Below are 23,109 nucleotides of genomic sequence, written 5' to 3' on the forward strand. Positions count from 1 at the left end.
TTATGGCAAATGGGGCATTACTTCACCCCCTGGAGTGAAGCAGGCAATTGATCGGCTTGTCGTACTTATTCAATCTCGGCCTCATGCGACCTTGACGGCACTGTCGGCACATAGCCGCGCAGAACCCCAGAAAACGCTCATCAGCGTTGCCGAGACTGAAGGAAGAAGGCGGGCGGAAGATGGCCGTCACCCAGAGGATCGCCGCGGGCGTAGCACTCGCCGCGGCCTGCGCCACGGCGCTCGCCGGTTGCGCGCTCGACACCACCGGTTCCCAAGCAGGCGCGCACGGCGCGAAGAAGGCGGCGGGTGCCCCGGCACCCAAGAGCGCGGTCCGCCTGATCGGCGACGGCTCCACCGCCTACACCGGCGCGCAGCCGTATCTGCCGCGGCAGGAGCGGCTGAAGCCCGGGCAGAAGCCCCCGCAGTTCGTGGTCTTCTCGTGGGACGGCGCCGGCGAGGACAGCCAGAAGCTCTTCTCGCACTTCCGGAAGGTCTCCAAGGCCAACAAGGCCACGATGACGTACTTCCTGAGCGGCGTGTACATGCTGCCGGAGGACAAGCGTGACCTCTACAAGCCGCCGCAGCACTCAGCGGGCAGCTCGGAGATCGGCTTCAACGACGAAGCGGGCATCGAGGAAACCGTGAAGCAGCTGCGCGGCGCGTGGCTGGAGGGCAACGAGATCGGCACGCACTTCAACGGCCACTTCTGCGGCACCGAAGGCGGGGTCGGTAACTGGTCGGTCGCGGACTGGAAGGACGAGATCGCCCAGGCGAAGTCGTTCGTGAAGTCCTGGAAGACCAACACGGGAATGAAGAAGGCGTCCCCGCTGCCCTTCGACTACGACAAGGAACTCGTCGGCGCCCGCACGCCCTGCCTGGAAGGGCAGAAGAACTTCATGAAGGCGGCCCGCCAACTGGGCTTCCGCTACGACACCAGTGGTGTCAACGACCAGGTCTGGCCCAAGAAGAAGGAGGGCCTGTGGGACCTGTCGATGCAGCTCGTGCCCTTCCCCGGGCACTCCTACGAGCAGCTGACCATGGACTACAACTTCATGGTCAACCAGTCGGGCACCACCACCCAGGGCGACCCCGACAAGCACGAGTTCTGGGGCGACCAGATGCGTGACGGCCTCCTCAAGGGCTTCAGCCGCGCCTACGACGGCAACCGCGCGCCACTGATCATCGGCAACCACTTCGAGTCCTGGAACGGCGGCACGTACATGCGCGCCATCGACGAGGTCATCGAACGCGTCTGCACCAAGTCCGACGTGCGCTGCGTCTCCTTCCGGCAGCTCGCCGACTGGCTCGACGTCCAGGACCCGGCCGCCCTGGACAAGCTCCGCGGCCTCAAGGTCGGCGAGACCCCGAAGCAGGGCTGGGCGTCCCTCCTCTCGGGCCGCCCCGCCCCGGCCCCGAAGGGCGTCCCCGGAGCGCCGGCGGTCAAGCCGTAGCGGTCCCGGTTCCCCTGCGGGCTGTTGCTCAAGCCGTAGCGGCTATCCGCGGGTCGTTGCTCAAGCCGTCGCCACCAGTCCCTCACCGAGTACGAAGCCGGGGTCGACCTGTGCCGCCAGGTCCGCCCCGGTCCTCTCGTTGCCCCAACTTCCGGCGTTCTTCAGGTGGAAGTGGACCATCTGGCGCGTGTAGCGCTCCCAGTCGCGCAGTTCGTACATGGCGTCGGCGGCGCTCTGCAGCGTGTGCAGGGAGCGGCGGTTGGCTTCCTCCAGGAGCTCGAACCGGGGTGAGCGGCCCTTCTCCATGGAGCGCACCCAGTCCGAGTGCCCGACGGTGACCAGAAGGTCGTCACCGACCTCGGCGCGGAGGAAGTCGATGTCGTCCTGGCCCTGCACCTTGTTGCCGATGACCTTCAGGGCGACTCCGAAGTCGCGGGCGTACTCCTTGTACTGGCGATAGACGGAGACTCCCTTCCGGGTCGGCTCGGCGACGAGGAACGTGAGGTCGAAGCGGGTGAACATGCCGGACGCGAAGGAGTCCGAGCCCGCCGTCATGTCGACGACGATGTACTCGCTCTGGCCGTCGACGAGATGATTCAGGCAGAGCTCCACTGCACCGGTCTTGGAGTGGTAGCAGGCCACTCCCAAATCGGCCTCGGTGAAGGGGCCGGTGACCATCAAACGGATGGCGCCGCCGTCGAGTTCCACCGGCCGTGCACAGGCGTCGTACACCGGATTTTCTTCGAGCACCCGCAGCAGCCGCGACCCCTCGCCGGGCGGGGTTGTCTTGATCATCGTCTCGGCGGACGTGATGCGGGCGTTGGTGCCGCGCAGGTATTCCTTGATCAGCGGCAGCCGCTCGCCCATCGCCGGCAGCTCGGCGGCGACCGCCTCGTCGAGGCCCAGCGCTGCTCCCAGATGCTGGTTGATGTCGGCGTCCACCGCGACGACCGGCGCCCCGGAGGCGGCGAGGTGGCGGATGAAGAGCGAGGACAGCGTGGTCTTGCCGCTGCCGCCCTTCCCAACGAAAGCAATTTTCATGTTCACAAAGAATAGTGGGGTGATCGCCCCGGCCGCACTGCTTGCGTGAAGAAGACCACTCCTTCGTGGGGCGGGGTGCAGGGGTGCGTAATGTCGTACTCATGAGTACGACAGACGCGACCGCCGATCCGCTCGCGGCCCTGGGCTCGCTGCCTGGGGTGACGGACTCCGTGGAGTCCGTGCGCAAGGCCGTGGACCGGGTCTACGGACACCGGATCATGCGTCGCCGCAGCAACGAGATCACCTCCGAGGCGGCGCTGCGCGGTGCACGCGGATCCGCGGCGCTGTCCGGCGCCGACTGGGGCCTCGAAGAGGTGCGCCGCCGCACCGACTTCAGCGCGGACCAGGAGGGCCGTACGGTCGGCGCGGCTCTCCGGCTGACCGCCGAAGCGGGCCAACTCCTGTCCATCTGGCGCCAGTCGCCCCTTCGCGTACTGGCCCGGCTGCATCTGGTGGCGGCCGCGGACAAGGGCGACGAGGTCGGCCGTCCGCGCCGGGACGGTGAGCCGGTGGACGAGCCGCTCATCGAGCTCCCGCTGCCGGACGCCGACGAGGTCGCCGGCCGTCTCGAAGGCCTCTCGCGGCTGATCATCGCGGGCAGCTCGGCCCCCGCCCTGGTGACGGCGGCCGTGGTCCACGGCGAACTCCTCGCCCTGCGCCCCTTCGGCTCCCACAACGGCCTGGTCGCGCGCGCCGCCGAGCGCGTCGTCCTGATCGGCAGCGGCCTCGACCCGAAGTCCGTCTGTCCGGCCGAGGCCGGCCACGGCGAACTGGGCCGCGCGGCCTATGCGGCGGCATTGGACGGTTATGCCTCCGGTACCCCGGAGGGGATGGCGGCATGGATCGCCCACTGCGGCAGGGCGGTTGAGCTGGGAGCCAGGGAGTCGACGGCCGTCTGCGAGGCGCTTCAGCGCGGGGCGGCGTAAGACTCGTAAGGTCGCGGGGTCGTAAGGTCGCGGGCCTGAAAAACGCCCTCTCCTAAGAGGGCGGAAAACTCTCTGAACAGGGTTGCGGCGGTACGAGAATTCGTACCGCCGCTGGCATGTTCACCTGGTTACCAAGCGTCCTCGAATGTTGCCCATCAGGCCGGGAGCTGTGGCCCGTTTCCTGGTGCGGCTGGCCCGTAATCGACGGGTCGACGTCGCGTGGGTACCTGGTGTTCATGCTCGGTCCGTGGGGCCTTGATTGCGTTTGAAGGTGATCCTCTCGGATGTCCTTGGTCTCGCGGGCCGTTAACCCCTTTGTACTCCGGGTCCTGAGGAAGCGGAACCCCTGGATGCACTTCTTTACTTTTAGGTTCAAACAGGATGGAAACGGGCGGGAGGGTGCTGCCCTCCCATGTGTGACGTCAGTCGTGGCCCGATCACGCCACCGTCGCGCGCCGCCGGTTCGCGTACCAGACGAGCCCCGCCGTGGCTGCCGCCGCTCCTATCGCGGCCGCCATCACGAGCGCCGGACGGGGCGGTACGGACAGTGTGGGCAGTCGCTGCTTCAGCCGGACCGGACGGTTGAAGTCCAGAATCGGCCAGGAGCGTGCGAGGGCCTCGCGGCGCAGCGCGCGGTCCGGATTCACCGCGTGCGGATGGCCGACGGACTCCAGCATCGGCAGGTCGGTCGCCGAGTCGCTGTAGGCGTAGCACTGCGAGAGGTCGTATCCCTCGGACTCGGCCAGTTCCCTGACCGCCTCGGCTTTCGTGGGTCCGTAGGCGTAGTACTCCACCTCTCCGGTGAAGCAGCCGTCCTCGCCCACGACCATGCGGGTCGCCACCACGCGGTCCGCGCCGAGCAGTTCACCGATCGGCTCGACCACCTCCGCACCGGACGTGGACACGATCACGACGTCGCGTCCGGCGGTGTGGTGCTCCTCGATGAGGGACGCGGCCTCGTCGTAGATGATCGGGTCGATCAGGTCGTGCAGGGTCTCGGCGACGATCTCCTTGACCTGCTGGACGTTCCAGCCGCGGCACATCGCGGAGAGGTACTTGCGCATCCGCTCCATCTGGTCGTGGTCGGCGCCGCCGGCCAGGAACACGAACTGGGCATATGCGGTACGCAAGGCGGCCCTGCGGTTGATCAGGCCGCCTTGGTAGAACGACTTGCTGAACGTGAGCGTGCTCGACTTCGCAATGACCGTCTTGTCCAGATCAAAGAAGGCTGCTGTGCGAGGCAAGGAGTGGTTTTCCACGAGCATGAGCATAGGCGCCCACCATTCGGCGTAAGGTGAGGCGCGTGGGTTTGCCTGAGAGGCCTCTCGGGTACACCATGGAAGTCACGGATCGTTCGCGACCGTGCTAACCCGGTCTGGCTCCTCCCCCCCCCGAGTCGGACCGTGGGGACGACCCCCGCTCTCCCCCCCGGCGGGGGTCGTCGCATGTCCGGATGCGTTTTCTCCCCCCATGCGGGGCCCTCGAACCCTGTGCCCGTGGCTGAGGCCGCGGGCTTTCGCATGCCCATGATTCGTCACCGTGCGTAGCTGTGGGACTGCTCTGTGGAAGTCGTACAGGCGTCACCGGTAAGGGTGAAGGCGATATTCACAGCCCCTGAGTTGTCCACAGAAATCGACCAAGATCCACACGATTTCCTGGATCGCTGCACCGTGATTCCAACGCGCTCCGCTCGCGGCAAGTTCATGGCCGGTTCGGTTTGTTGAGCGCGTTTGGCCGGTTCGTATCGGCCGTTCATATGGAGGCCGGTTGCCGGTTCTCCATACGAGCGGGAATCAGCGGGGCCGAAGAGGGCCCCGCGAAGGAAGCAGCGAAGGGGGCTGGAGATCGTGGCGGGAGCCATCACAGACAACCGGCCGCCCGCCGCCGAGGGGCGGCAGGGCGGACCGTTGATCGTCACGGAGGACGCCGTACTACTGGACGACCTGCTGCGCCTGTGCGCGGCGGCGGGTGCCAGGCCGGAGGTCCATCACGGGGTGCCGGAGCGCAGAGGCAGTTGGGAGGCCGCGCCGCTCGTGCTGGTCGGCGACGACGCGGCGCGGCGGGTGCGCGGCGCCGCGCGCAGACGCGGAGTGGTACTGGTGGGTCGGGATCAGGACGATTCCGGTGTCTGGCGGCGGGCGGTCGAGATCGGCGCCGATCACGTCCTGATGCTGCCCGATGGCGAGCAATGGCTGGTCGACCGCATCGCCGACGTGGCCGAAGGAGTCGGCAGACCCGCGCTCACCGTCGGCGTCCTCGGTGGGCGTGGTGGGGCCGGAGCGTCCACGCTGGCCTGCGCGCTCGCCGTCACCTCGGCGCGCGAGGGGCGCCGCACCCTGCTCGTGGACGCGGATCCGCTCGGTGGCGGACTCGATGTACTCCTGGGCGGCGAGGCCGCCGAAGGCCTGCGCTGGCCGGCGTTCGCCGCCTCGCGCGGCCGGGTCGGCGGCGGCGCCCTGGAGGAGTCCCTGCCCGAACTGCACGCGCTGCGGGTGCTGAGCTGGGATCGCGGCGACTCCGTCGCCATTCCGCCACAGGCTGTACGGGCAGTCCTGGCCGCCGCCAGACGGCGCGGCGGCGCGGTGGTGGTCGACCTGCCACGCCGCGTCGACGAAGGCGTCGCCGAGGCCCTCGCCCAACTCGACCTCGGGCTGCTGGTCGTCCCCGCCGACCTGCGCGCCATCGCGGCGGCCAAACGCGTCGCGTCCTTGGTCGGCATGGTCCTGCGCGATCTACGGGTCGCGGTACGCGGACCGTACGCGCCTGGCCTCGACGACCGCCAGGTGGCACGGCTGCTCGGGCTGCCCCTGGCGGGTGAAGTGCCCGCCGAACCACCGCTGTTGGACGGCGGCGTGCCCCCTGGTGGATCGGCGCGAGGGCCACTCGCCCGGTTCTGCACCGCCTTCTGGCAGCGGGTTCCGGTGGAAGGCGGGGGCGTATGACCTGGGACGCCGGTACGGGGAGGGACTGCGGCGCCGGTCTCGGCGGGAGCACGGGCCTGCTGGACGGCGTACGGCAGTGGCTCGCGGAGAGCGGCTCCGAAGCCACCCCCGCGCGCGTGGCACAGGCGCTGCGTGAGCAGGGGCGGGTGCTCGGGGACGCCGAAGTCCTCGGTGCCGCCGAGCAACTGCGCTCCGAACTGGTCGGCAGCGGCCCGCTGGAACCACTGCTCGCCGACCCGTCCGTCACCGACGTACTCGTGTCGGCGCCGGACCGGGTGTGGGTGGACCGGGGCGGCGGCCTGGAGCTGACGGCCGTCTCCTTCGCGGACGCGGCGGCGGTACGACGGCTCGCTCAGCGCCTCGCAGCCGTGGCCGGGCGAAGGCTGGACGACGCACGGCCGTGGGTCGACGCCCGGCTTCCTGACGGCACACGCCTGCATGCGGTACTGCCGCCGGTCGCCGTCGGTTCGACCTGTCTGTCGCTGCGGGTCGTACGGCCGCGCGCCTTCACGCTCGACGAGTTGGTGGCGGCCGGGACGGTACCGCCCGGCGGGGACAGGGTCTTGAGAGCACTGCTGGACGCCCGGTTGTCGTTCCTGGTCAGTGGCGGAACCGGGAGCGGGAAGACGTCACTTCTGAGTGCCCTGCTGGGGCTGGTCGGCCCGGGGGAGCGGATCGTTCTCGCCGAGGACTCGGCGGAGCTGCGGCCCGACCATCCTCATGTGGTGCGCCTGGAGGGGCGACCGGCAAACCAGGAGGGTGTCGGGCTCGTCGCACTCCAGGACCTGGTCCGCCAGGCCCTGCGGATGAGACCGGACCGGCTGGTCGTCGGCGAGGTGCGCGGGCCGGAGGTCGTGTCCCTGCTGGCCGCGCTGAACACCGGCCACGAGGGCGGCTGCGGGACGGTGCATGCGAACGCGGCGGCGCAGGTACCGGCCCGCCTGGAGGCGCTGGGCACGGCCGCCGGGCTCGACCGGGCCGCACTGCACAGTCAGTTGGCGGCGGCGTTGTCGGTGGTCCTGCATCTCGTACGCGACCGGGCCGGGCGGCGGCGGATCGCCGAGGTGCATGTGCTGGAGCGGGATCCGTCGGGGCTGGTGGTGACGGTGCCCGCGCTGCGGTGGGGCGCGGAGGCGTTCGTGTACGAGCGGGGGTGGGAGCGGCTGCAGGGGCTGCTTCGGGACGGGACGGAGGGGCGGCAGTGAGGGCTCGCAGTCGGGGTGGGAGCAGCAGGGATGGGAGCAGCAGGGATGGGAGCAGCAGGGATGGGATTGGGGAGTGGCATGGCGGTCGGTGAGATGTCCGGGACGTCGTTCGGGGTGGCCATGGTGTGTGCCGGGGCGGCGGCCTGGTTGACGGGCGGGTGGGACTCGGGGGCGCGCAGGGCGCGGCTGATGTTGGCGGGTGGCGAAGTGGTGGGGGCAGGTCCGCCGCCTTGGGAGAAGGCGCTCGTCGGATGGCGGCGGCTGCGTGGGCGGTTGCGGGTCGAGGGGTGGTCGCTGGTCGCCGGACTGGTGATCTCGGTGGTTGGCGCGTCTGTGGTGCCGCTTCTCCTCGGGCTGGCCGGAGTGCCGCTGCTCGGGAGGGTGCGGCGGGCGGCGGAGGCTCGGCGGGAGCTGGAGCGGCGGGGGGATGCGGTGATCGGGCTGTGCGGGGCGCTCGCCGGGGAGGTGCGGGCCGGAAGACAGCCGGGTGAGGCACTGCTCCGGGCGGCGCGGGAATCGCCGGGGCTCGGTGAGGCGCAGGCGGTGGTGCTGGCGGCCGCGCGGTTCGGCGGGGATGTGCCCGGCGCGCTCACCGACGCCGCACGGCAGCCGGGGGCCGATGGGCTGGTGGGGCTCGCCGCGTGCTGGCGCGTGGCCGTGGACCGGGGCGCGGGGCTTGCCGCGGGGCTCGACCGGCTGGAGGGGGCGTTGCGAGCAGAGAGAGACCAAAGGGCTGATCTACGGGCTCAGTTGGCCGGATCGCGGTCCACGGCGGTGATGCTCGCGGGGCTGCCGGTCCTGGGGCTCCTGCTCGGTACCGCCTTGGGCGCCGATCCGCTGCACGTGCTGTTGCACACCGGCCCCGGCTTGGCCTGTCTGCTGATCGGCGGGGTGTTGGAGGGCGTGGGGCTGTGGTGGGCACTGCGGATCGTACGAGGAGCGGAGGCCGCATGAGCACGGAAGTTGTCCACAGGTTGGGGGTGGCCGTGTGTGGAGTGCTGGCCTTCGGCTGGCTGGTGCGGTCGCTCTGGACGGCGCGTCGCGAACGGCGGGTGCGTCGGAGGCTGGCCACGTTACTGGCCCTGGAGGCTACGTCCAGCGCGCGGCGCTTCGAGTTGGGGGGTGTGGGTCGGCAGTGGCTGCCCGTCGTGGGGGCCGTGTGTGTCGGCTGGGTGCTGGTCGGGGGCTTCGTCGGGAGCCTGGTGGGTCTGGCGGCCGGGTTCGGGGTCTGGTGGTGGCGGCAGCGGCGGGGCCCTGGCCCTGTCGAGGAGTACGACGAGGCGCAGGCGGCGCGACAACTCCCGCTTGCCGCTGATCTGTTGGCGGCGTGCATCGCGGCAGGCGCAGGCCCCGTGGTGGCTGCCCAGGCCGTGGGCGAGGCGCTGGGGGGACCGGTGGGGGAGCGGCTCGCACGGGGTGCGGCAGAGGTGCGCCTCGGGAGTGAACCGGTCGCGGCGTGGCGGAGGCTGGCGTCGATACCGGGTGCCGGGCCGCTGGCGCGGCTCCTGGAGCGCGCGGGCGAGTCGGGCGTACCGGCGGTCGTGCCAGTCGGTCGCCTTGCTGCCGAGGCCCGCGCGGAGTGGGGGCGCACCGCCACGGCACGGGCACGCCGGGCGGCCGTCATGGTCACCGCGCCGGTCGGGTTGTGCTTTCTGCCCGCGTTCCTCGCCATCGGCGTGCTGCCTGTGGTGATCGGGCTGGCGGGCGGTCTGTTGGGAGGTGGCGATGGATGACGGGTGGCGGGTGACGGATGACGGATGACCGGTCACCGGCCACCGGCCACCGGCCACGGTGTGCGGTGAACGGCAAGTGAGCAACGGCAAGTGATCAATGGGCATGGACCTTACGGGGGTTGAGATGGGCAAGGCAGTACGGGTGCGGATGCGGGCAGGGCTCCTCGGGCTGGTGCGGAGGGACGCGGGAATGGTCACCTCCGAGTACGCGGTGGGGATCATCGCGGCGGTCGCCTTCGCGGCCGCGCTCTACAAGGTGTTGACGAGTGGCCAGGTCAGCGCGGAGCTGCAGGGGATCGTGGAACGGGCGCTCAATGTCCAGATGTGAACGGCGGGCGGAGGCGGAGCGGATTGCGTCGGTGAGGAGGCCTGCTCCGGCCGGAAGGGTAGTCCGGGGGCCGCTCCGCTGCCGGGACCGGGGATTCGTGACCGCCGAGGCCGCCGTGGTGCTGCCCGCGTTGGTGCTCGTCGCGATGTCGCTGGTGTGGGCCCTGCTGGCCGCCTCCGCGCAGATTCAGTGTCAGGACGCGGCGAGGGCGGGCGCCCGCGCGGCGGCCCGCCAGGACTCGCCCGACGCGGTCCTGACGACGACGCGCCGCGCGGCACCGCGGGGCGCGCGGGTCGAGGTGAGCCGGGAGGGGGACCTGGTCCGGGTGACGGTCACGGCGAGCGCCCCGGGTCCCGACGAGCTGACCCTGGAGCTGAGCGACGAGGCGGTGGCTCTGGCGGAGGAGACGGTGGGGGTGAGCGGAGGATGACGGGAGGTGGCCTGCCCGCGGCGCTGGGGCGGCCCCAGGAGAGTTGGCGGGGCGGGCGCGGCAGGTGGTTCCACCCGTCGGGCACGGAGGGCAGGTTGGCCGCATCGCACAGGTCTGGCATACCGGCTGGGTCGGACAGAGGGTCGGCGACCGTCTGGTCGGTCGGGGTGATCGCCGTGCTGTGTGTGGTGTTCGGGGTGGTGCTGGCCATGGAGCAGGTCGTCCTCGTCCGTCACCGGGCGGCGGGAGCGGCCGACTTGGCTGCGCTCGCGGCGGCGGACCACTGGATGGACGGCGCAACGGCCGCCTGCGGCGAGGCGGACCGAGTGGCACGGGCCCAGCACGCACGCCTCGTCCGGTGCACGCTCGGCGGCGAGATCTCGGACGTCACGGCGGCGTCGGGGCGGGGGCCGTTCGCGGCGGAGGTCAGGTCGAGGGCGGGGCCTGCGGGGCCGGTCGGGTCTACAGGGCAGATGGGATCAGCGGGACCCATGCAGTCTGCGGGGTCTGCGGGGTCTGCGGGGTCTGCGGGACCTGTGGGGCTTGCGCAGTCAGCGGCACCTGCGGAACTGACGGATCTGCGGAACTGACGGGACCTGCGGAACTGACGGCACCTGCGGAACCGACGGCACCTGCGGAACCGACGGGATCTGCCCAGCAAGCGCGACCCGCTGGGCTTGCGGGGTCGGCCGTGCTTGCGAGATTGACCGAGCTTGCGGGGCCGGCGAGGTCGCTGGGACCCGCGCAGCTGGCGGAGGGCACCGGGCCAGTTCGGTGCGGCACTCCGCAGGGGAGACCCGCCGACCCCGGCGCCCCCGGTGGCCGAATCAGCCCGCCCAATACCGATATACCGATCCCGAGTAGTGGATCATGGTCGGCTGATATACGTCGCCACGAACTGGCCGATGCGGAGCGGTAGTTCGTCCGGCTGCAGCTACTCGCCGCAGAGGCAGCCGGGGCGGATGCCCGCCCCGGCTCGACCAGGAGCTCTACAGGCGGCACAACATCGCGGAACGGCGCCTCGACCGCCTCAACCGACTCAGTCACCCCAACCACCCCAACCACCCCCGGCCGCATCGACCCTTCGGCGTCCACACGCAGCAGCCCGCCGGTGTCCGTGAGCCGGAAACCGCCGGGGTCCTCGCTCACCACGCCGAGCATGGTGAGGTAGCGCAGCAGGGTGGCCAGGTTCGGCGCGAAGGCACCGACGTCCCGCGCGAGTTCCGCCACGCCGATGCCCCGTTCCTCGTCCATCGCGTCGGCCACCCCAAGCCGTGCGAACGTGGCCAGGGCCTGTGTCGTCCATGCCCCGGTCAGCAGGCGCAGCAGGGTCTCGGCGGGCTGCCGCTTGCGGTGCTCGTCGAGGTGGGAGGCGAGGATGTCGCGGTGGTCGCCGGGACGTACAGCTCGACGCGCCCGTACCCGGCCTTGGCCGCGGCGGGCGTGGTGAAGTAGAACACCGTGCCGTTCTCGTGCGGTTGTAGCCGCCGCCGTCGGAGGTAGCGCCGTACCGTCCGAAGGCCGTGCAGGCCGCGCAGTACCAACGGGTCCGGTGCCTCGACCTCGAAGGCGACGTGCGCCTCGTGCTGCCGTTCCCGCTCGTGCGCGGCGACCGGGTCGAGGTCCGACCCCGGCGGCACGGTCAGCGTGAACACCTCGACCATGCGCCGCGCCCCGTCCAGGGAGTCCACCGCGGGGCGCAGGATGCGGACGTCGAGCTCCGCCGCACACCGCTTGTGCCGTACGGCGAGACGCTCGCGCACGACGGCGCTCGGCCGCGGCCGAGCGTCCGCGACGAGCCCGCAGTCGGCGAGGGTGGCGTCCAGTGCCGCCTCGTCGGGCGGGAAGACGAGCAGCGCCGCGTGCGAGAAGGCGCAGCGCTCCACCAGCGCCCGCAGCTCCGGGCCGTCGAGCCCGGGAAGCAGGAGCAGGAGCGGGAGCAGCGTGGCGGTGTCCTGTTCCTTGACGAAGTCGACCGTCGCGCGCACGCGGGACGTATCGCCCGACAATGCCGTGACATTGCGGGGGGTCCTCATTCCGGGGTTCGGATGCACGTATGCACACCGATGTATGCACACCGATGTATGCACACCGATGTATGCACACCGATGTATGCACACCGATGTATGCACACCGATGTAGGCATACGGATGTACGCGGGGCGGAGCTGGGCGGGGTGACGGGCTGTACGCGACGGGCGCTACGCGACGGGCTATACGCCGACGTACTGCTCGGCGAACCAGTCCTGGTGGCTGCGCGAGGTGCGCAGCGAGGTGAGGCGGGAGCGGCGCAGGGAGTTGTGGAACAGCGACTCGCCGTCCGCGCCGGACGGGCCGTGCAGCAGCCCGATCATCCAGTGCGAGAACTCCTGCGCACGCCAGATGTGCGTCAGACACCGTGCCGAGTAGGCGTCGAGGCCCTGGGGGTCCGCGGCCCTGAGGTCGTCTGTGAGGGCGTCGGCCAGGACCGCCGCCTCGAGGACCGCGAGATTGGCGCCCTTCGCGGCGGACGGGCTGATCAGACCGGCGGCGTCGCCCACGAGGAACAGCGCGCCGTGGCGCAGCGGTTCGAGCACGTCGGACTCCAGGTCGACGACGGAACGCTGCACGATGCGTCCGCGGCGCAGCGGGCCGTACTCCCGGGCCCGCATCCGCAGCTCCAGCTCGTCCCAGATCCGCTCCTCGGACCAGGCGTCGGCCGGGGTGCCGCGCTCGCACTGCAGGTAGTAGCGGGTGACTTCGCTGGTGCGAGCCATGTGCCCGGCGAACCCGCGCTCGTGCACCGCGTACCCGACGGCGTCCAGACTGGGCGGCGCCTCGGCGAGCAGACCGAGCCAGGTCACGCCGTGATCGCGGTGGTGGCGGACCGCGTCGGGCGGCAGTGAACGCCGGGCGACGCCGTGCCGTCCGTCGCAGCCGGCCACGTACCGCGCCCGCCACCGGTCCGGCCGCCCGTCGGTGTCGCGCACGGTCACCTCGGGCCGCTCGCTGTCGGCGTCGCGCACGGCCACGGCCTCGGTGCCGAAACGAATCTGCCCGCCACGTTCCAGGAACCGCGTCAACAGGTCGGTCACCAGGTCCTGTTGGGGGTAGACGGTGTGCCGCTCCCGCTGCCCGAGCCCGCTGTAGTCGAGCCGGAACCGGCCGTCCTCGGTACGGAACTCGCAGGTGCTGTGGATCTGCCCGTGCCGGTTCAGCCCCTCGGCGAGACCGTGCCGTTGCAGGATCCGTACGGTGTTGGCGGCCAGGAACCCGGCACGTGCCCGCGTCTGCACATGCGTGCGCTCGGCCCGCTCCAGGACGACGCAGTCGATCCCGCGGTCCACCAGGATGTTGCCGAGCACGAGCCCGGCCGGCCCGGCGCCGAGGATGACCACATCGGTCACGTGGTCGGCCGGTCGCCGCAGGCTCTTCCCGTCTGTCACGGAACCAGATACTAAGTAGAAGTAGCTCAACAATCCGTGGTCGTACCGAAATCACCTGAATGCCCGGCCGGAACGGCAAAGAGATCGCCAGGCCGGACAGGCCCCGGGCGCTGTCGCCGTCCACAACCTCCCCGGACGGAAGACCTAGGCCTCCGGTGCTTCCCGCAGTAGTTCCGTGAGCAGTCGCACGGCGCCCCGTTTGTGCAGGGGGTCGTTGCCGTTGCCGCACTTGGGTGACTGGATACAGGACGGGCAGCCGGCGTCGCATTCGCAGGAGGCGATGGCCTGGCGGGTGGCCGTGAGCCAGGCGCGGGCGGTGTGGAAGGCGCGCTCCGCGAAGCCCGCACCGCCCGGGTGGCCGTCGTACACGAAGACCGTGGGCAGCAGGGTGTCCGGGTGCAGCGGGACGGAGACGCCGCCGATGTCCCAGCGGTCGCAGGTGGCGAAGAGCGGCAGCATGCCGATGGAGGCGTGCTCGGCCGCGTGCAGGGCGCCGCCGAGGATCTCCGGGTTGATCCGGGCCGCGTCCAGCTGATCCTCGGTGACCGTCCACCACACGGCTCGGGTACGGAGCGTACGAGGGGGGAGGTCGAGCTTCGTCTCGCCCAGGACCTCGCCGGTGATGACACGTCGACGCAGGAAGGAGACGACCTGGTTGGTGACTTCGACGGAGCCGAAGCACAACCGGCCCTGGCCCCAGGGGACTTCGACGTCCGTCTCCAGGACGGAGATGGCGGTGGTGTCCCGGGCGACCGTCGAATACGGCGGGTTGGCCTCCTCGACCAGCGCGACGGAGTCCTCCAGGTCCAGCTTGCGCACCAGGTAGGTGCGGCCCTGGTGCAGGTGGACCGCGCCCTCGTGGACCGTCGTGTGCGAGGCGCCGGCGTCGACCGTGCCGAGCAGCCGGCCCGTTCCGGCCTCGACGATCTGTATGGGCGTGCCGCCCTCTCCCCTGATGTCGGTCAGGTCGGCGGCCCGCTCCCGGCGCGTCCAGTGCCAGGCCTTGGTCCGGCGGCGCAGCAGCTTGGCGGCCTCCAGTTGGGGGAGCAGTCCGGGCGCCGCAGGGCCGAAGAGCTTCAGGTCGTCGTCCGTGAGCGGGATTTCGGCGGCGGCCGCGCACAGGTGCGGGGCGAGGACGTACGGGTTGTCGGGGTCGAGGACGGTGGATTCCACCGGCTGGTCGAAGAGTGCCTCGGGATGGTGGACCAGGAAGGTGTCGAGCGGGTCGTCGCGGGCGACGAGGATCGCCAGCGCGCCCTGCCCTGAGCGCCCGGCGCGGCCCGCCTGCTGCCACAGGGAGGCCCGGGTGCCCGGGTAGCCCGCGATGACGACCGCGTCGAGGCCGGAGATGTCGATGCCGAGTTCGAGGGCGGTGGTGGCGGCGAGGCCGAGGAGTTCGCCGGAGTGGAGGGCGCGTTCGAGGGCGCGGCGTTCCTCCGGGAGGTAGCCGCCGCGGTAGGCGGCCACGCGCCGGGCCAGTGAGCGGTCGATCTCGGCGAGGCGTTCCTGGGCGATCACCGCGACCAGCTCGGCGCCGCGGCGGGAACGTACGAAAGCGATCGAGCGCATGCCCTGGAGGGTGAGATCGGTGAGGAGGTCGGCGGTCTCGGCGGTGGCGGTACGGCGGACGGGGGCGCCCTTCTCGCCGTGCAGCTCGGTGAGAGGGGGTTCCCAGAGGGCGAAGACCAACTCGCCGCGCGGGGAGGCGTCGTCGGCGACCTCGACCACCGAGAGGCCGGTCAGGCGGCGTGCGGCGACCGAGGGCTCGGCGGCGGTCGCGGAGGCCAGCAGGAAGACGGGAGAGGCGCCGTAGTGGGCGCACAGACGGCGTAGGCGGCGCAGGACCTGCGCGACATGGGAGCCGAAGACACCGCGGTAGGTGTGGCACTCGTCGATGACGACATAGCGCAGGGCGCGGAGGAAGGAGGACCAGCGGGGGTGGGAGGGCAATATGCCGCGGTGCAGCATGTCGGGGTTGGTCAGGACGTAGTTGGCGTACTGGCGCACCCACTCGCGTTCCTCGAAGGGTGTGTCCCCGTCGTAGGCGGCCGGGCGTACGGCATTCCCCAGAGGTTGTGAAAGTTCCTTCACAGATCGGCGCTGATCTGCGGCGAGGGCCTTGGTCGGGGCGAGGTAGAGGGCGGTCGCGCCGCGGCCGTTCGGGGCCTCGGAGCCGTCCAGGAGGGCGGAAAGGACCGGTACGAGATACGCCAGGGACTTGCCGGAGGCCGTGCCCGTGGCGACGACCACCGACTCGCCGTCCAAGGCGTGTTCGGCGGCCAGTGCCTGGTGGGACCAGGGGTGTTCGATACCCGCGGCCTGCACCGCGGCGATGACCTCCGAGCGGATCCGGTCGGGCCAGACGGCATGGCGGCCCGCACGAGGGGGCAAGTGCTCCGTATGAGTGATGCGCGAAGCCCGACTCGGCCCCGAGGCGAGACGGTCCAGGACCGTGCTCGGCGAGGGGCGGGAAGCGGTGTCCGTCGAGGGTCGATCGGATCGGTGATTCTTGGCCATCGGCATCGAGTGTGTCACCGGCATGACGGACAATGGAGCCAAGGCGTCGTGCACGCCTGCCGGTAAGTGATTGAATGCCATCGCGGCTGGCGAACCGTCCCGGGGGCTCCGCCGAGGTGTCCCGTGGGGCGACCGCTCGATAGCAAGGTGCTGGAGGATTCGTGGACCTGTCTCTGTCGACTCGCAGTGTGTCCGGCCCTAACGGCGACCGTACGGTCGTCGAGGTCGGTGGCGAAATCGATGTATATACCGCGCCCAAGCTGCGCGAGCAGCTGGTCGAGCTGGTGAACGACGGCAGTTTCCACCTCGTCGTCGACATGGAGGGCGTGGACTTCCTCGACTCCACCGGGCTCGGCGTCCTGGTGGGCGGCCTGAAGCGGGTGCGTGCCCACGAGGGCTCGCTGCGTCTGGTCTGCAACCAGGAGCGCATTCTGAAGATCTTCCGCATCACCGGCCTCACCAAGGTGTTCCCGATCCACACCTCGGTGGAGGAAGCGGTGAACGCCACCGACTGACCCGTCCGCGGGCCGCGAGCCGGAGAACGGCGGAAGTCGCGCGCCCATGACTGCAGAAGCAACAGAGGGGGGACCGGGCCTCGGTGGCCCGGCCCTCCGACAGCACGCCCGTAGCTGAGGGGGATGCATGGCCACCGTTGAGCTCCGCTTCAGCGCGCTGCCCGAGCACGTCAGGACCGCCCGACTGGTGGCGGCAGCGGTGGCGCGCAGGGCCGGAGTGGACGAGGCCGTACTCGACGAGGTCAGACTCGCTGTCGGCGAGGCCTGTACCCGTGCCGTCGGGCTGCACCAGAGCAGCGGCATCTCGGCGCCGGTGCGGGTGCTGCTGATCGAGGAGGAGAAGCTGTTCTCCATCGAGGTCGGCGACGAAGCGCCGCGTACGGCTCCCGGTGAGTCGGTGCCCGGCGCATCCCACGGCGACTCCGACGCGGAGACCGAGGAGGACGAGATGGGGCTTGCTGTCATCAGCGGCCTCGTCGACGACGTCGAGGTCACCGCCGGGGAGAACGGCGGACTGATCAGGATGAGCTGGCCGACCACGCCGCCGGCCACGCTCGCTCCCTGAGCACCTCCCCGTAGCCCCTCGTACGTGCTCAAGTAAGCAAAAGGGCCCTGCTGAGCAGGGCCCTTTTTGCATGCCCGGTACTCCTGTCGTCCCCTCACGCGCCTTTCGTGAATTGGTTCACGATCAATCGCGCGATTATTTGATCAAGCGTCAACGGTTTTGGGGCATTAGCTCATTTGGGGCCCGTGGGCACCGGGCGATCATTTGCTGAAGAGCATGTGAAGACTAATTCCGTTTACCGCCCACTGTTTTGATCAGGTTCCGGTACCTACAATCCGTCCACATCTTGAGCTCGGTCCAAGCGTCAAGGAGGACGAATGGCGGGGCTTTCTACCCCTCAGAAGTTTGACCAGTCCACAACCTTCGCAGCCGCAGTACTGACCGACGACAACCGTCTCATCGTGATGGTCATCGGGGTCGTCGCGCTCGCGGCGCTCGTGGTCGCCGGGGTCCTGGTACGCCAGGTGCTCGCGGCGGGCGAGGGCACCGACAGCATGAAGGAGATCGCAAAGGCGATCCAGGAGGGCGCGAATGCCTACCTGGGGCGGCAGATGCGCACCCTCGCGGTATTCGCCGCCGTGGTGTTCTTCCTGCTCATGCTGCTTCCTGCGGACGACTGGAATCAGCGGGCCGGACGGTCGATCTTCTTCTTGATCGGCGCGGCGTTCTCGGCGACCACCGGTTATATCGGTATGTGGCTCGCCGTACGGAGCAATGTCCGCGTGGCCGCCGCGGCAAGGGAAGCGACTCCGGCGGAGGGTGAGCCCGAAAAGGATCTCACCGCCGTCTCGCACAAAGCCATGAAGATCGCATTCCGCACGGGCGGCGTCGTCGGCATGTTCACGGTGGGGCTCGGCCTGCTGGGCGCCTCCTGTGTGGTGCTGGTGTACGCGGCCGACGCGCCGAAGGTCCTGGAGGGCTTCGGCCTCGGTGCCGCGCTGATCGCGATGTTCATGCGCGTCGGCGGCGGCATCTTCACCAAGGCCGCCGACGTCGGCGCCGACCTGGTCGGCAAGGTCGAGAAGGGCATTCCGGAGGACGATCCGCGCAATGCCGCGACCATCGCCGACAATGTGGGCGACAACGTCGGCGACTGTGCCGGTATGGCCGCGGACCTCTTCGAGTCGTACGCCGTGACGCTGGTCGCCGCGCTGATCCTCGGCAAGGCGGCGTTCGGCGACGCCGGGCTCGCGTTCCCGCTGATCGTGCCCGCGATCGGCGTACTCACCGCGATGGTCGGCATCTTCGCGGTGGCGCCCCGGCGCTCCGACCGCAGCGGCATGTCCGCGATCAACCGCGGGTTCTTCATCTCCGCGGTGATCTCGCTGGTGCTGGTGGCGGTGGCCGTGTACGTCTACCTCCCGGGGAAGTACGCCGACCTCGACGGCGTCACGGACGTCGCGATCTCGGCCAAGGACGGCGACCCGCGGATCCTCGCGGTCATCGCCGTCGCGATCGGCATCGTCATGGCCGCGCTGATCCAGCAGCTCACCGGCTACTTCACCGAGACAACCCGCCGTCCTGTGCGGGACATCGGCAAGAGCTCGCTCACCGGCGCGGCCACCGTCGTCCTCGCTGGTATCTCCATCGGTCTCGAATCGGCCGTCTACACCGCCCTGCTGATCGGCCTCGGCGTGTACGGGGCCTTCCTGCTCGGCGGTACGTCGATCATGCTGGCGCTCTTCGCCGTGGCGCTGGCCGGCACCGGTCTGCTCACCACGGTCGGCGTGATCGTGGCGATGGACACCTTCGGGCCCGTCTCCGACAACGCGCAGGGCATCGCCGAGATGTCCGGTGACGTCGAGGGCGCGGGCGCCCAGGTGCTCACCGACCTGGACGCCGTGGGCAACACCACCAAGGCCATCACCAAGGGCATCGCCATCGCCACCGCCGTACTCGCGGCCTCGGCGCTCTTCGGCTCCTACCGCGACGCGATCCTCACGGCCGCGAACGAAGTGGGCGAGAAGGTCTCGGGACCGGGCGCGCCGATGAACCTGATGATGGACATCTCCCAGCCCAACAACCTGGTGGGTCTCATCGCGGGGGCCGCGGTCGTCTTCCTCTTCTCGGGGCTGGCGATCAACGCGGTCTCGCGGTCCGCGGGGGCCGTGGTCTACGAGGTGCGGCGGCAGTTCCGCGAGCACCCCGGGATCATGGACTACACCGAGAAACCCGAGTACGGGCGCGTCGTCGACATCTGCACCAAGGACGCGCTGCGCGAACTGGCCACGCCCGGTCTGCTCGCCGTACTCACGCCGATCGCGATCGGGTTCACGCTCGGCGTCGGCGCGCTCGGCTCGTTCCTGGCGGGAGCGATCGGCACCGGCACGCTGATGGCGGTCTTCCTCGCGAACTCGGGCGGTGCCTGGGACAACGCGAAGAAGCTCGTCGAGGACGGTCACCACGGGGGCAAGGGCAGCGAGGCCCATGCCGCGACGGTGATCGGCGACACGGTCGGCGACCCGTTCAAGGACACCGCGGGACCCGCGATCAACCCGCTGCTGAAGGTGATGAACCTGGTGGCGCTGCTCATCGCGCCCGCGGTCGTCAAGTTCTCCTACGGCGACGACAAGAGCGTGGGTGTGCGGGTGCTGATCGCGGTGCTCTCGTTCCTTGTCATCATCGGCGCGGTGTACATCTCCAAGCGGCGCGGGATCGCCGTTGGTGACGAAGGCGACGCGGAAAGGGTGACCAAGCCGGCTGACCCCGCAGTGGTGTCGTAGTGGTGTCGTAGGGGTTTCTGGGGAGTCCGGTGGCGCCTGGCCTCACACCTGGTCAGGGTTCCAAAGGGTTCCCATGGGTTCCGCACAAGGGGCGGGCGGATGGCGCGTACACACGTGCCGTCCGCCCGCCTTGGGCGTGTCCACACCTTCTCCGTGAGCCTTCTCTCGCTTGGTGCAAATGGCTTCAAAGGGTATTCAAGCCGACATTCGACGTGCGAATGTCGCGCGCATGCCGTGTATGTTCCGGGGCCGAGAGCCATGGAAGGGACCAATCCGGTGAACAAGAAGCTCGCGGCCGCACTGTCCGGCGGTGCGGTACTCGTACTGGCGCTGTCGGGATGCAGCAGCGACGACGGCAACGACAAGCTGAACTCCTGGGCCAAGCAGGTCTGTGACGCGGTGCAGCCGCAGATCCAGAAGATCGCGGCGGCCAACGCCCAGATCCAGCAGGAGACCTCGGACGACAGCACGCCGGAAGAGGTGCAGAAGGCCGACTCCACGGGCTTCCAGGACATCTCCGACGCCTACAAGACGATGGCGACCGACATCGAGAACGTCGGGCCCCCGGACGTCGACGACGGCACGAAGAAGCAGGAGGACGCGGTCAAGGAGCTCAACGGCCTCTCCACGTCCTACGCCGACCTGGTGAAGCAGTCGGACGCCCTCGACACCAAGGACCAGGCGAAGTTCGCGGACGGACTCAGCGGGGTCGCCGAGCAGTTGGGTGAGCTGAGCAAGAGCGGGAACGACGCCCTGAAGAAGCTCGAAGAGGGAGACGTCGGCAAGGCGATGGCCACGCAGGAGAGCTGCAAGTCCGCCCCTGCCTCCGCGTCCGCCTCGCCTTCTTCGACCCAGGGATGATTCGGGCGACGCCGGTTCTCCCGGGGTGATCCCGGGAGGGTGATCGTTCGTCAACCGAAAGATGGCCCGGTACGCGCGCGTGCCGGGCCATCGGCGTGGGCTGTGGGGCGCCGGGGGCGTGGGCTGTGGGGCGCGCCCGCGCCGGGGGCGCGGGCTGTGTGCTGCGCGTGGCGCCGAGGGTGTGGGCCTGTGCGGCGCCGGTTGTGTGCTTTGTGTGGCGCCGGCTGTGTGGCTTGCGGGGGCGCCGACTGTCCACAGGCCTACGGCGGGGTCGGTACAGACTTGTCCACAGGTGTGCGTGGCGGTCGGCAAGGCTGTCCACAGCCGCACGCGCCCGTCGGCGCGAGCGGCCACAATGGGGGACGTGAGCCACACCAGCCAGTCACCCTTGCCCTCGTCCGACCGCACCGACGTCGCCACCCGGTTGCGTGACGCCCTGCTCGGGGCGGCCTTCACCGCCGATGGCCTGCTCGATCTGCTCGGCGCTCCCGCGTACGCGGCGCTGGCGCGCAGCGAGACCGTGCCCGCGCTCCGGGCCACCCGGGGGGACACGCCTCTGGAGACGCTCGTACGGCTCTTCCTGTTGCAGCAGCCCGTGCCGCACGCACGCGTGGCGGACGTTCTCCCGGTCGGGGACTGTGTGGAGAGCGGCTGGCTGGCGCGGGTGGGCGGGGACGAGGTCGCCGCGACCGTGGACATCCGGCCCTACGGCGGCTCCGACGGGCAGGACTGGTTCATCGTGTCCGACCTGGGGTGTGCCGTCGGCGGCGCGGGTGGCATCGGCAGCCGGGACGAAGGCGTCGTGCTCGGCGTGGGCGGCGCCTCCACGACCCTCGCGGGCATCACTGTCCGTACGCCGGTGGAGTCGGCCCTCGACCTCGGCACCGGCTCCGGGATCCAGGCCCTGCACGCCGCTCAGCACGCGACCCGCGTGACCGCGACCGACGTCAACCCGCGCGCGCTGCACATCACCGCGCTCACCCTCGCCCTCTCCGGCGCCCCTGCCGCGGACCTGCGGGAGGGTTCCCTCTTCGAACCGGTCGCCGACAAGACGTACGACCTGATCGTCTCGAACCCGCCCTTCGTGATCTCGCCGGGCGCCCGGCTCACCTACCGCGACGGCGGCATGGGCGGGGACGATCTGTGCCGGACGCTCGTTCAGGAGGCGGGGGAGCGTCTCAGGGACGGGGGATACGCGCAGTTTCTGGCCAACTGGCAGCACGTGGAGGGCGAGGAGTGGCAGGACCGGCTCCGGTCGTGGGTGCCGCGCGGCTGTGACGCGTGGATCGTGCAGCGCGAGGTCCAGGACGTCACGCAGTACGCCGAGTTGTGGCTGCGCGACGCGGGCGACCACCGGGTGGATCCCGCCGAGTACCAGGCGCGGTACGACGCCTGGCTGGACGAGTTCGAGGCGCGCAAGGTGAAGGCGGTCGGCTTCGGGTGGATCACGCTGCGCAGGGCCGCGGCCGCCCAGCCCTCGATCACGGTCGAGGAGTGGCCGCATCCAGTCGAACAGCCCCTCGGCGAGGCCGTCCGCGCGCACTTCGACCGGGTCGACTATCTGCGGGCGCACGACGACGCAGCCCTGCTCGCCGAGCACTTCAGGCTCGCGGTCGAGGTCGTCCAGGAGCAGGTCGGGCTGCCCGGCGCCGAGGACCCGGAGCACGTGGTGCTGCGTCAGAACCGCGGCATGCGCCGGGCCACGAAGGTCGACACGGTCGGCGCGGGTTTCGCCGGTGTGTGCGACGGCACACTGAGCGCCGGCCGGATTCTGGACGCCATCGCCCAACTGGTCGGCGAGGATCCGGTGTTGCTGCGGGACCGGACGCCCGCGCAGATCCGGCTGCTGGTGGAGCAGGGGTTTCTTGAGCCTGCGGGGTGATGAGGGATCAGGGCTGAGGGTTGAGGGTGAGCCTGCGGCATCGCGCCCGAGGGCGTCTCCGTACCGCTGAGTTCGTACGACTCCTGATCGTTGGGTACGTACGACCCCCGATCGCCGAGTGCGTACGACTCCCGGGATTCCGGAGCCCGGAAGCAACAAGTTCGAGACGAGTTGGTTCGGCGGCCCGTGACGCACCGTGCCCTACCCGGGGAGCACGCGTGGCGCGGCCGGAGGAGCCCATGGGGTGTCGGCCGCCCGGTGTTCACCGGAGGTTCGTGTGTCCGCCGCCGGGGCCTGTCAGCGTCCCGACCCTGAAGACTCGGGCGGAAGGACAGAACCGTGGAAAGCGGACCGGCGATCTTCGCGGGGGCGGTGTTCGTGCTGTTCGGAGGCGGACTGCTGGCCTGGACCGCGACCAGGCTGCGTCGCGGCGAGCCAGTCGCCGTCGGTGTGAACCACGTCGCATCGGCGGCGCTCGCGAGTGTCGCCGGAGTGGGGGCATTGGTGCTCGCGATCTGGTGCATCACGCGCGCGTGAGGGCGACGACTTCGGTAACTGGGAGGTCA

The 23,109-nt window shown here is 70.2% G+C and carries 20 protein-coding genes; 15 read left to right on the forward strand and 5 right to left on the reverse strand.

Annotation, left to right across the window (positions count from 1 at the left end; all coding sequences use genetic code 11):
* The first annotated feature begins 179 nt into the window (after nucleotides 1–179).
* The gene (locus ACIPC1_RS16250; protein WP_402517321.1) at nucleotides 180–1,451 is read left to right on the forward strand and encodes a hypothetical protein; all 1,272 of its coding nucleotides are present in this window, start codon (nucleotides 180–182) and stop codon (nucleotides 1,449–1,451) included.
* 60 nt (nucleotides 1,452–1,511) lie between these two features.
* On the opposite strand, the gene ACIPC1_RS16255 is transcribed toward ACIPC1_RS16250, so the two are convergent.
* Complete coding sequence (locus ACIPC1_RS16255; protein ID WP_402517324.1) at nucleotides 1,512–2,492, reverse strand: ATP-binding protein; 981 nt, start codon at nucleotides 2,490–2,492, stop codon at nucleotides 1,512–1,514.
* Between the two features lie 101 nt (nucleotides 2,493–2,593).
* Between ACIPC1_RS16255 and ACIPC1_RS16260 the strand changes: the two genes are divergently transcribed.
* The gene (locus tag ACIPC1_RS16260; RefSeq protein WP_402517326.1) at nucleotides 2,594–3,418 is read left to right on the forward strand and encodes an oxidoreductase; all 825 of its coding nucleotides are present in this window, start codon (nucleotides 2,594–2,596) and stop codon (nucleotides 3,416–3,418) included.
* Between the two features lie 437 nt (nucleotides 3,419–3,855).
* Here ACIPC1_RS16260 and ACIPC1_RS16265 read toward each other — a convergent pair whose 3' ends face one another.
* Nucleotides 3,856–4,689, reverse strand: coding sequence for an HAD family hydrolase (locus ACIPC1_RS16265; RefSeq protein ID WP_384383643.1), 834 nt, complete (start codon nucleotides 4,687–4,689; stop codon nucleotides 3,856–3,858).
* Nucleotides 4,690–5,265: 576 nt separating this feature from the next.
* Here ACIPC1_RS16265 and ssd point away from each other — a divergent pair.
* The 7 genes from ssd to ACIPC1_RS16300 all read left to right on the forward strand — a co-directional run bounded on the left by ssd (nucleotide 5,266) and on the right by ACIPC1_RS16300 (nucleotide 10,646).
* The gene (ssd, locus tag ACIPC1_RS16270; protein WP_402517329.1) at nucleotides 5,266–6,360 is read left to right on the forward strand and encodes a septum site-determining protein Ssd; all 1,095 of its coding nucleotides are present in this window, start codon (nucleotides 5,266–5,268) and stop codon (nucleotides 6,358–6,360) included.
* Nucleotides 6,357–7,565 (forward strand): TadA family conjugal transfer-associated ATPase, encoded by a 1,209-nt coding sequence (locus ACIPC1_RS16275; protein ID WP_402517332.1) that lies wholly within the window; start codon nucleotides 6,357–6,359, stop codon nucleotides 7,563–7,565. Before ssd ends, ACIPC1_RS16275 begins: the two co-directional genes overlap by 4 nt.
* Nucleotides 7,566–7,643: 78 nt before the next feature.
* A complete protein-coding gene (locus tag ACIPC1_RS16280) occupies nucleotides 7,644–8,519 on the forward strand; it encodes a type II secretion system F family protein (protein ID WP_402517335.1) in 876 nt (291 codons plus the stop codon).
* A complete protein-coding gene (locus tag ACIPC1_RS16285) occupies nucleotides 8,516–9,298 on the forward strand; it encodes a type II secretion system F family protein (protein ID WP_402517337.1) in 783 nt (260 codons plus the stop codon). Before ACIPC1_RS16280 ends, ACIPC1_RS16285 begins: the two co-directional genes overlap by 4 nt.
* 124 nt (nucleotides 9,299–9,422) lie before the next feature.
* Nucleotides 9,423–9,626 carry a DUF4244 domain-containing protein gene (locus ACIPC1_RS16290; protein ID WP_402517339.1) on the forward strand — a complete coding sequence of 68 codons (204 nt, stop codon included), beginning with the start codon at nucleotides 9,423–9,425 and terminating at the stop codon, nucleotides 9,624–9,626.
* Nucleotides 9,613–10,056, forward strand: a complete 444-nt coding sequence (locus ACIPC1_RS16295; RefSeq protein WP_402517342.1) for a TadE family type IV pilus minor pilin — start codon at nucleotides 9,613–9,615, stop codon at nucleotides 10,054–10,056. Before ACIPC1_RS16290 ends, ACIPC1_RS16295 begins: the two co-directional genes overlap by 14 nt.
* Nucleotides 10,057–10,151: 95 nt before the next feature.
* On the forward strand, nucleotides 10,152–10,646 hold the full coding sequence (locus tag ACIPC1_RS16300; RefSeq protein WP_402517345.1) for an Rv3654c family TadE-like protein: 495 nt from the start codon (nucleotides 10,152–10,154) through the stop codon (nucleotides 10,644–10,646).
* A 723-nt stretch (nucleotides 10,647–11,369) separates the two neighbouring features.
* Here the strand turns inward: ACIPC1_RS16300 and ACIPC1_RS16305 are convergent.
* The 3 genes from ACIPC1_RS16305 to ACIPC1_RS16315 all read right to left on the reverse strand — a co-directional run bounded on the left by ACIPC1_RS16305 (nucleotide 11,370) and on the right by ACIPC1_RS16315 (nucleotide 16,078).
* On the reverse strand, nucleotides 11,370–12,044 hold the full coding sequence (locus ACIPC1_RS16305) for a hypothetical protein (RefSeq protein WP_402517347.1): 675 nt from the start codon (nucleotides 12,042–12,044) through the stop codon (nucleotides 11,370–11,372).
* 224 nt (nucleotides 12,045–12,268) lie between these two features.
* Nucleotides 12,269–13,432, reverse strand: coding sequence for a 4-hydroxybenzoate 3-monooxygenase (locus tag ACIPC1_RS16310; RefSeq protein WP_402517658.1), 1,164 nt, complete (start codon nucleotides 13,430–13,432; stop codon nucleotides 12,269–12,271).
* Nucleotides 13,433–13,624: 192 nt separating this feature from the next.
* Entirely contained in the window at nucleotides 13,625–16,078 is a 2,454-nt protein-coding gene (locus tag ACIPC1_RS16315; RefSeq protein WP_402517350.1) for a DEAD/DEAH box helicase, read from the reverse strand.
* A gap of 80 nt (nucleotides 16,079–16,158) precedes the next feature.
* Between ACIPC1_RS16315 and bldG the strand changes: the two genes are divergently transcribed.
* From bldG to ACIPC1_RS16345, 6 genes are all read left to right on the forward strand, one after another.
* Nucleotides 16,159–16,512, forward strand: a complete 354-nt coding sequence (gene bldG / locus ACIPC1_RS16320) for an anti-sigma factor antagonist BldG (protein WP_266457251.1) — start codon at nucleotides 16,159–16,161, stop codon at nucleotides 16,510–16,512.
* Between the two features lie 127 nt (nucleotides 16,513–16,639).
* Complete coding sequence (locus ACIPC1_RS16325; RefSeq protein WP_402517353.1) at nucleotides 16,640–17,077, forward strand: ATP-binding protein; 438 nt, start codon at nucleotides 16,640–16,642, stop codon at nucleotides 17,075–17,077.
* Between the two features lie 317 nt (nucleotides 17,078–17,394).
* Nucleotides 17,395–19,800 (forward strand): sodium-translocating pyrophosphatase, encoded by a 2,406-nt coding sequence (locus tag ACIPC1_RS16330; RefSeq protein WP_402517356.1) that lies wholly within the window; start codon nucleotides 17,395–17,397, stop codon nucleotides 19,798–19,800.
* Between the two features lie 258 nt (nucleotides 19,801–20,058).
* The gene (locus tag ACIPC1_RS16335) at nucleotides 20,059–20,661 is read left to right on the forward strand and encodes a small secreted protein (RefSeq protein ID WP_402517358.1); all 603 of its coding nucleotides are present in this window, start codon (nucleotides 20,059–20,061) and stop codon (nucleotides 20,659–20,661) included.
* A gap of 355 nt (nucleotides 20,662–21,016) precedes the next feature.
* A complete protein-coding gene (locus ACIPC1_RS16340) occupies nucleotides 21,017–22,543 on the forward strand; it encodes a methyltransferase (RefSeq protein ID WP_402517361.1) in 1,527 nt (508 codons plus the stop codon).
* Between the two features lie 339 nt (nucleotides 22,544–22,882).
* Nucleotides 22,883–23,080 (forward strand): hypothetical protein, encoded by a 198-nt coding sequence (locus tag ACIPC1_RS16345; RefSeq protein ID WP_402517364.1) that lies wholly within the window; start codon nucleotides 22,883–22,885, stop codon nucleotides 23,078–23,080.
* Nucleotides 23,081–23,109 lie beyond the last annotated feature (29 nt).

Source organism: Streptomyces sp. NPDC087263 (assembly GCF_044744645.1).
GTDB lineage: Bacteria > Actinomycetota > Actinomycetes > Streptomycetales > Streptomycetaceae > Streptomyces.

Coding starts and splice junctions, on each gene's coding strand:
- ACIPC1_RS16250 (WP_402517321.1), top strand. CDS start 180: ATGGCCGTCACCCAGAGGATCGCCGCGGGCGTAGCACTCGCCGCGGCC.
- ACIPC1_RS16255 (WP_402517324.1), bottom strand. CDS start 2,492: ATGAAAATTGCTTTCGTTGGGAAGGGCGGCAGCGGCAAGACCACGCTG.
- ACIPC1_RS16260 (WP_402517326.1), top strand. CDS start 2,594: ATGAGTACGACAGACGCGACCGCCGATCCGCTCGCGGCCCTGGGCTCG.
- ACIPC1_RS16265 (WP_384383643.1), bottom strand. CDS start 4,689: ATGCTCATGCTCGTGGAAAACCACTCCTTGCCTCGCACAGCAGCCTTC.
- ACIPC1_RS16275 (WP_402517332.1), top strand. CDS start 6,357: ATGACCTGGGACGCCGGTACGGGGAGGGACTGCGGCGCCGGTCTCGGC.
- ACIPC1_RS16280 (WP_402517335.1), top strand. CDS start 7,644: ATGGCGGTCGGTGAGATGTCCGGGACGTCGTTCGGGGTGGCCATGGTG.
- ACIPC1_RS16285 (WP_402517337.1), top strand. CDS start 8,516: ATGAGCACGGAAGTTGTCCACAGGTTGGGGGTGGCCGTGTGTGGAGTG.
- ACIPC1_RS16290 (WP_402517339.1), top strand. CDS start 9,423: ATGGGCAAGGCAGTACGGGTGCGGATGCGGGCAGGGCTCCTCGGGCTG.
- ACIPC1_RS16295 (WP_402517342.1), top strand. CDS start 9,613: ATGTCCAGATGTGAACGGCGGGCGGAGGCGGAGCGGATTGCGTCGGTG.
- ACIPC1_RS16315 (WP_402517350.1), bottom strand. CDS start 16,078: ATGGCATTCAATCACTTACCGGCAGGCGTGCACGACGCCTTGGCTCCA.
- ACIPC1_RS16325 (WP_402517353.1), top strand. CDS start 16,640: ATGGCCACCGTTGAGCTCCGCTTCAGCGCGCTGCCCGAGCACGTCAGG.
- ACIPC1_RS16330 (WP_402517356.1), top strand. CDS start 17,395: ATGGCGGGGCTTTCTACCCCTCAGAAGTTTGACCAGTCCACAACCTTC.
- ACIPC1_RS16335 (WP_402517358.1), top strand. CDS start 20,059: ATGGAAGGGACCAATCCGGTGAACAAGAAGCTCGCGGCCGCACTGTCC.
- ACIPC1_RS16340 (WP_402517361.1), top strand. CDS start 21,017: ATGGGGGACGTGAGCCACACCAGCCAGTCACCCTTGCCCTCGTCCGAC.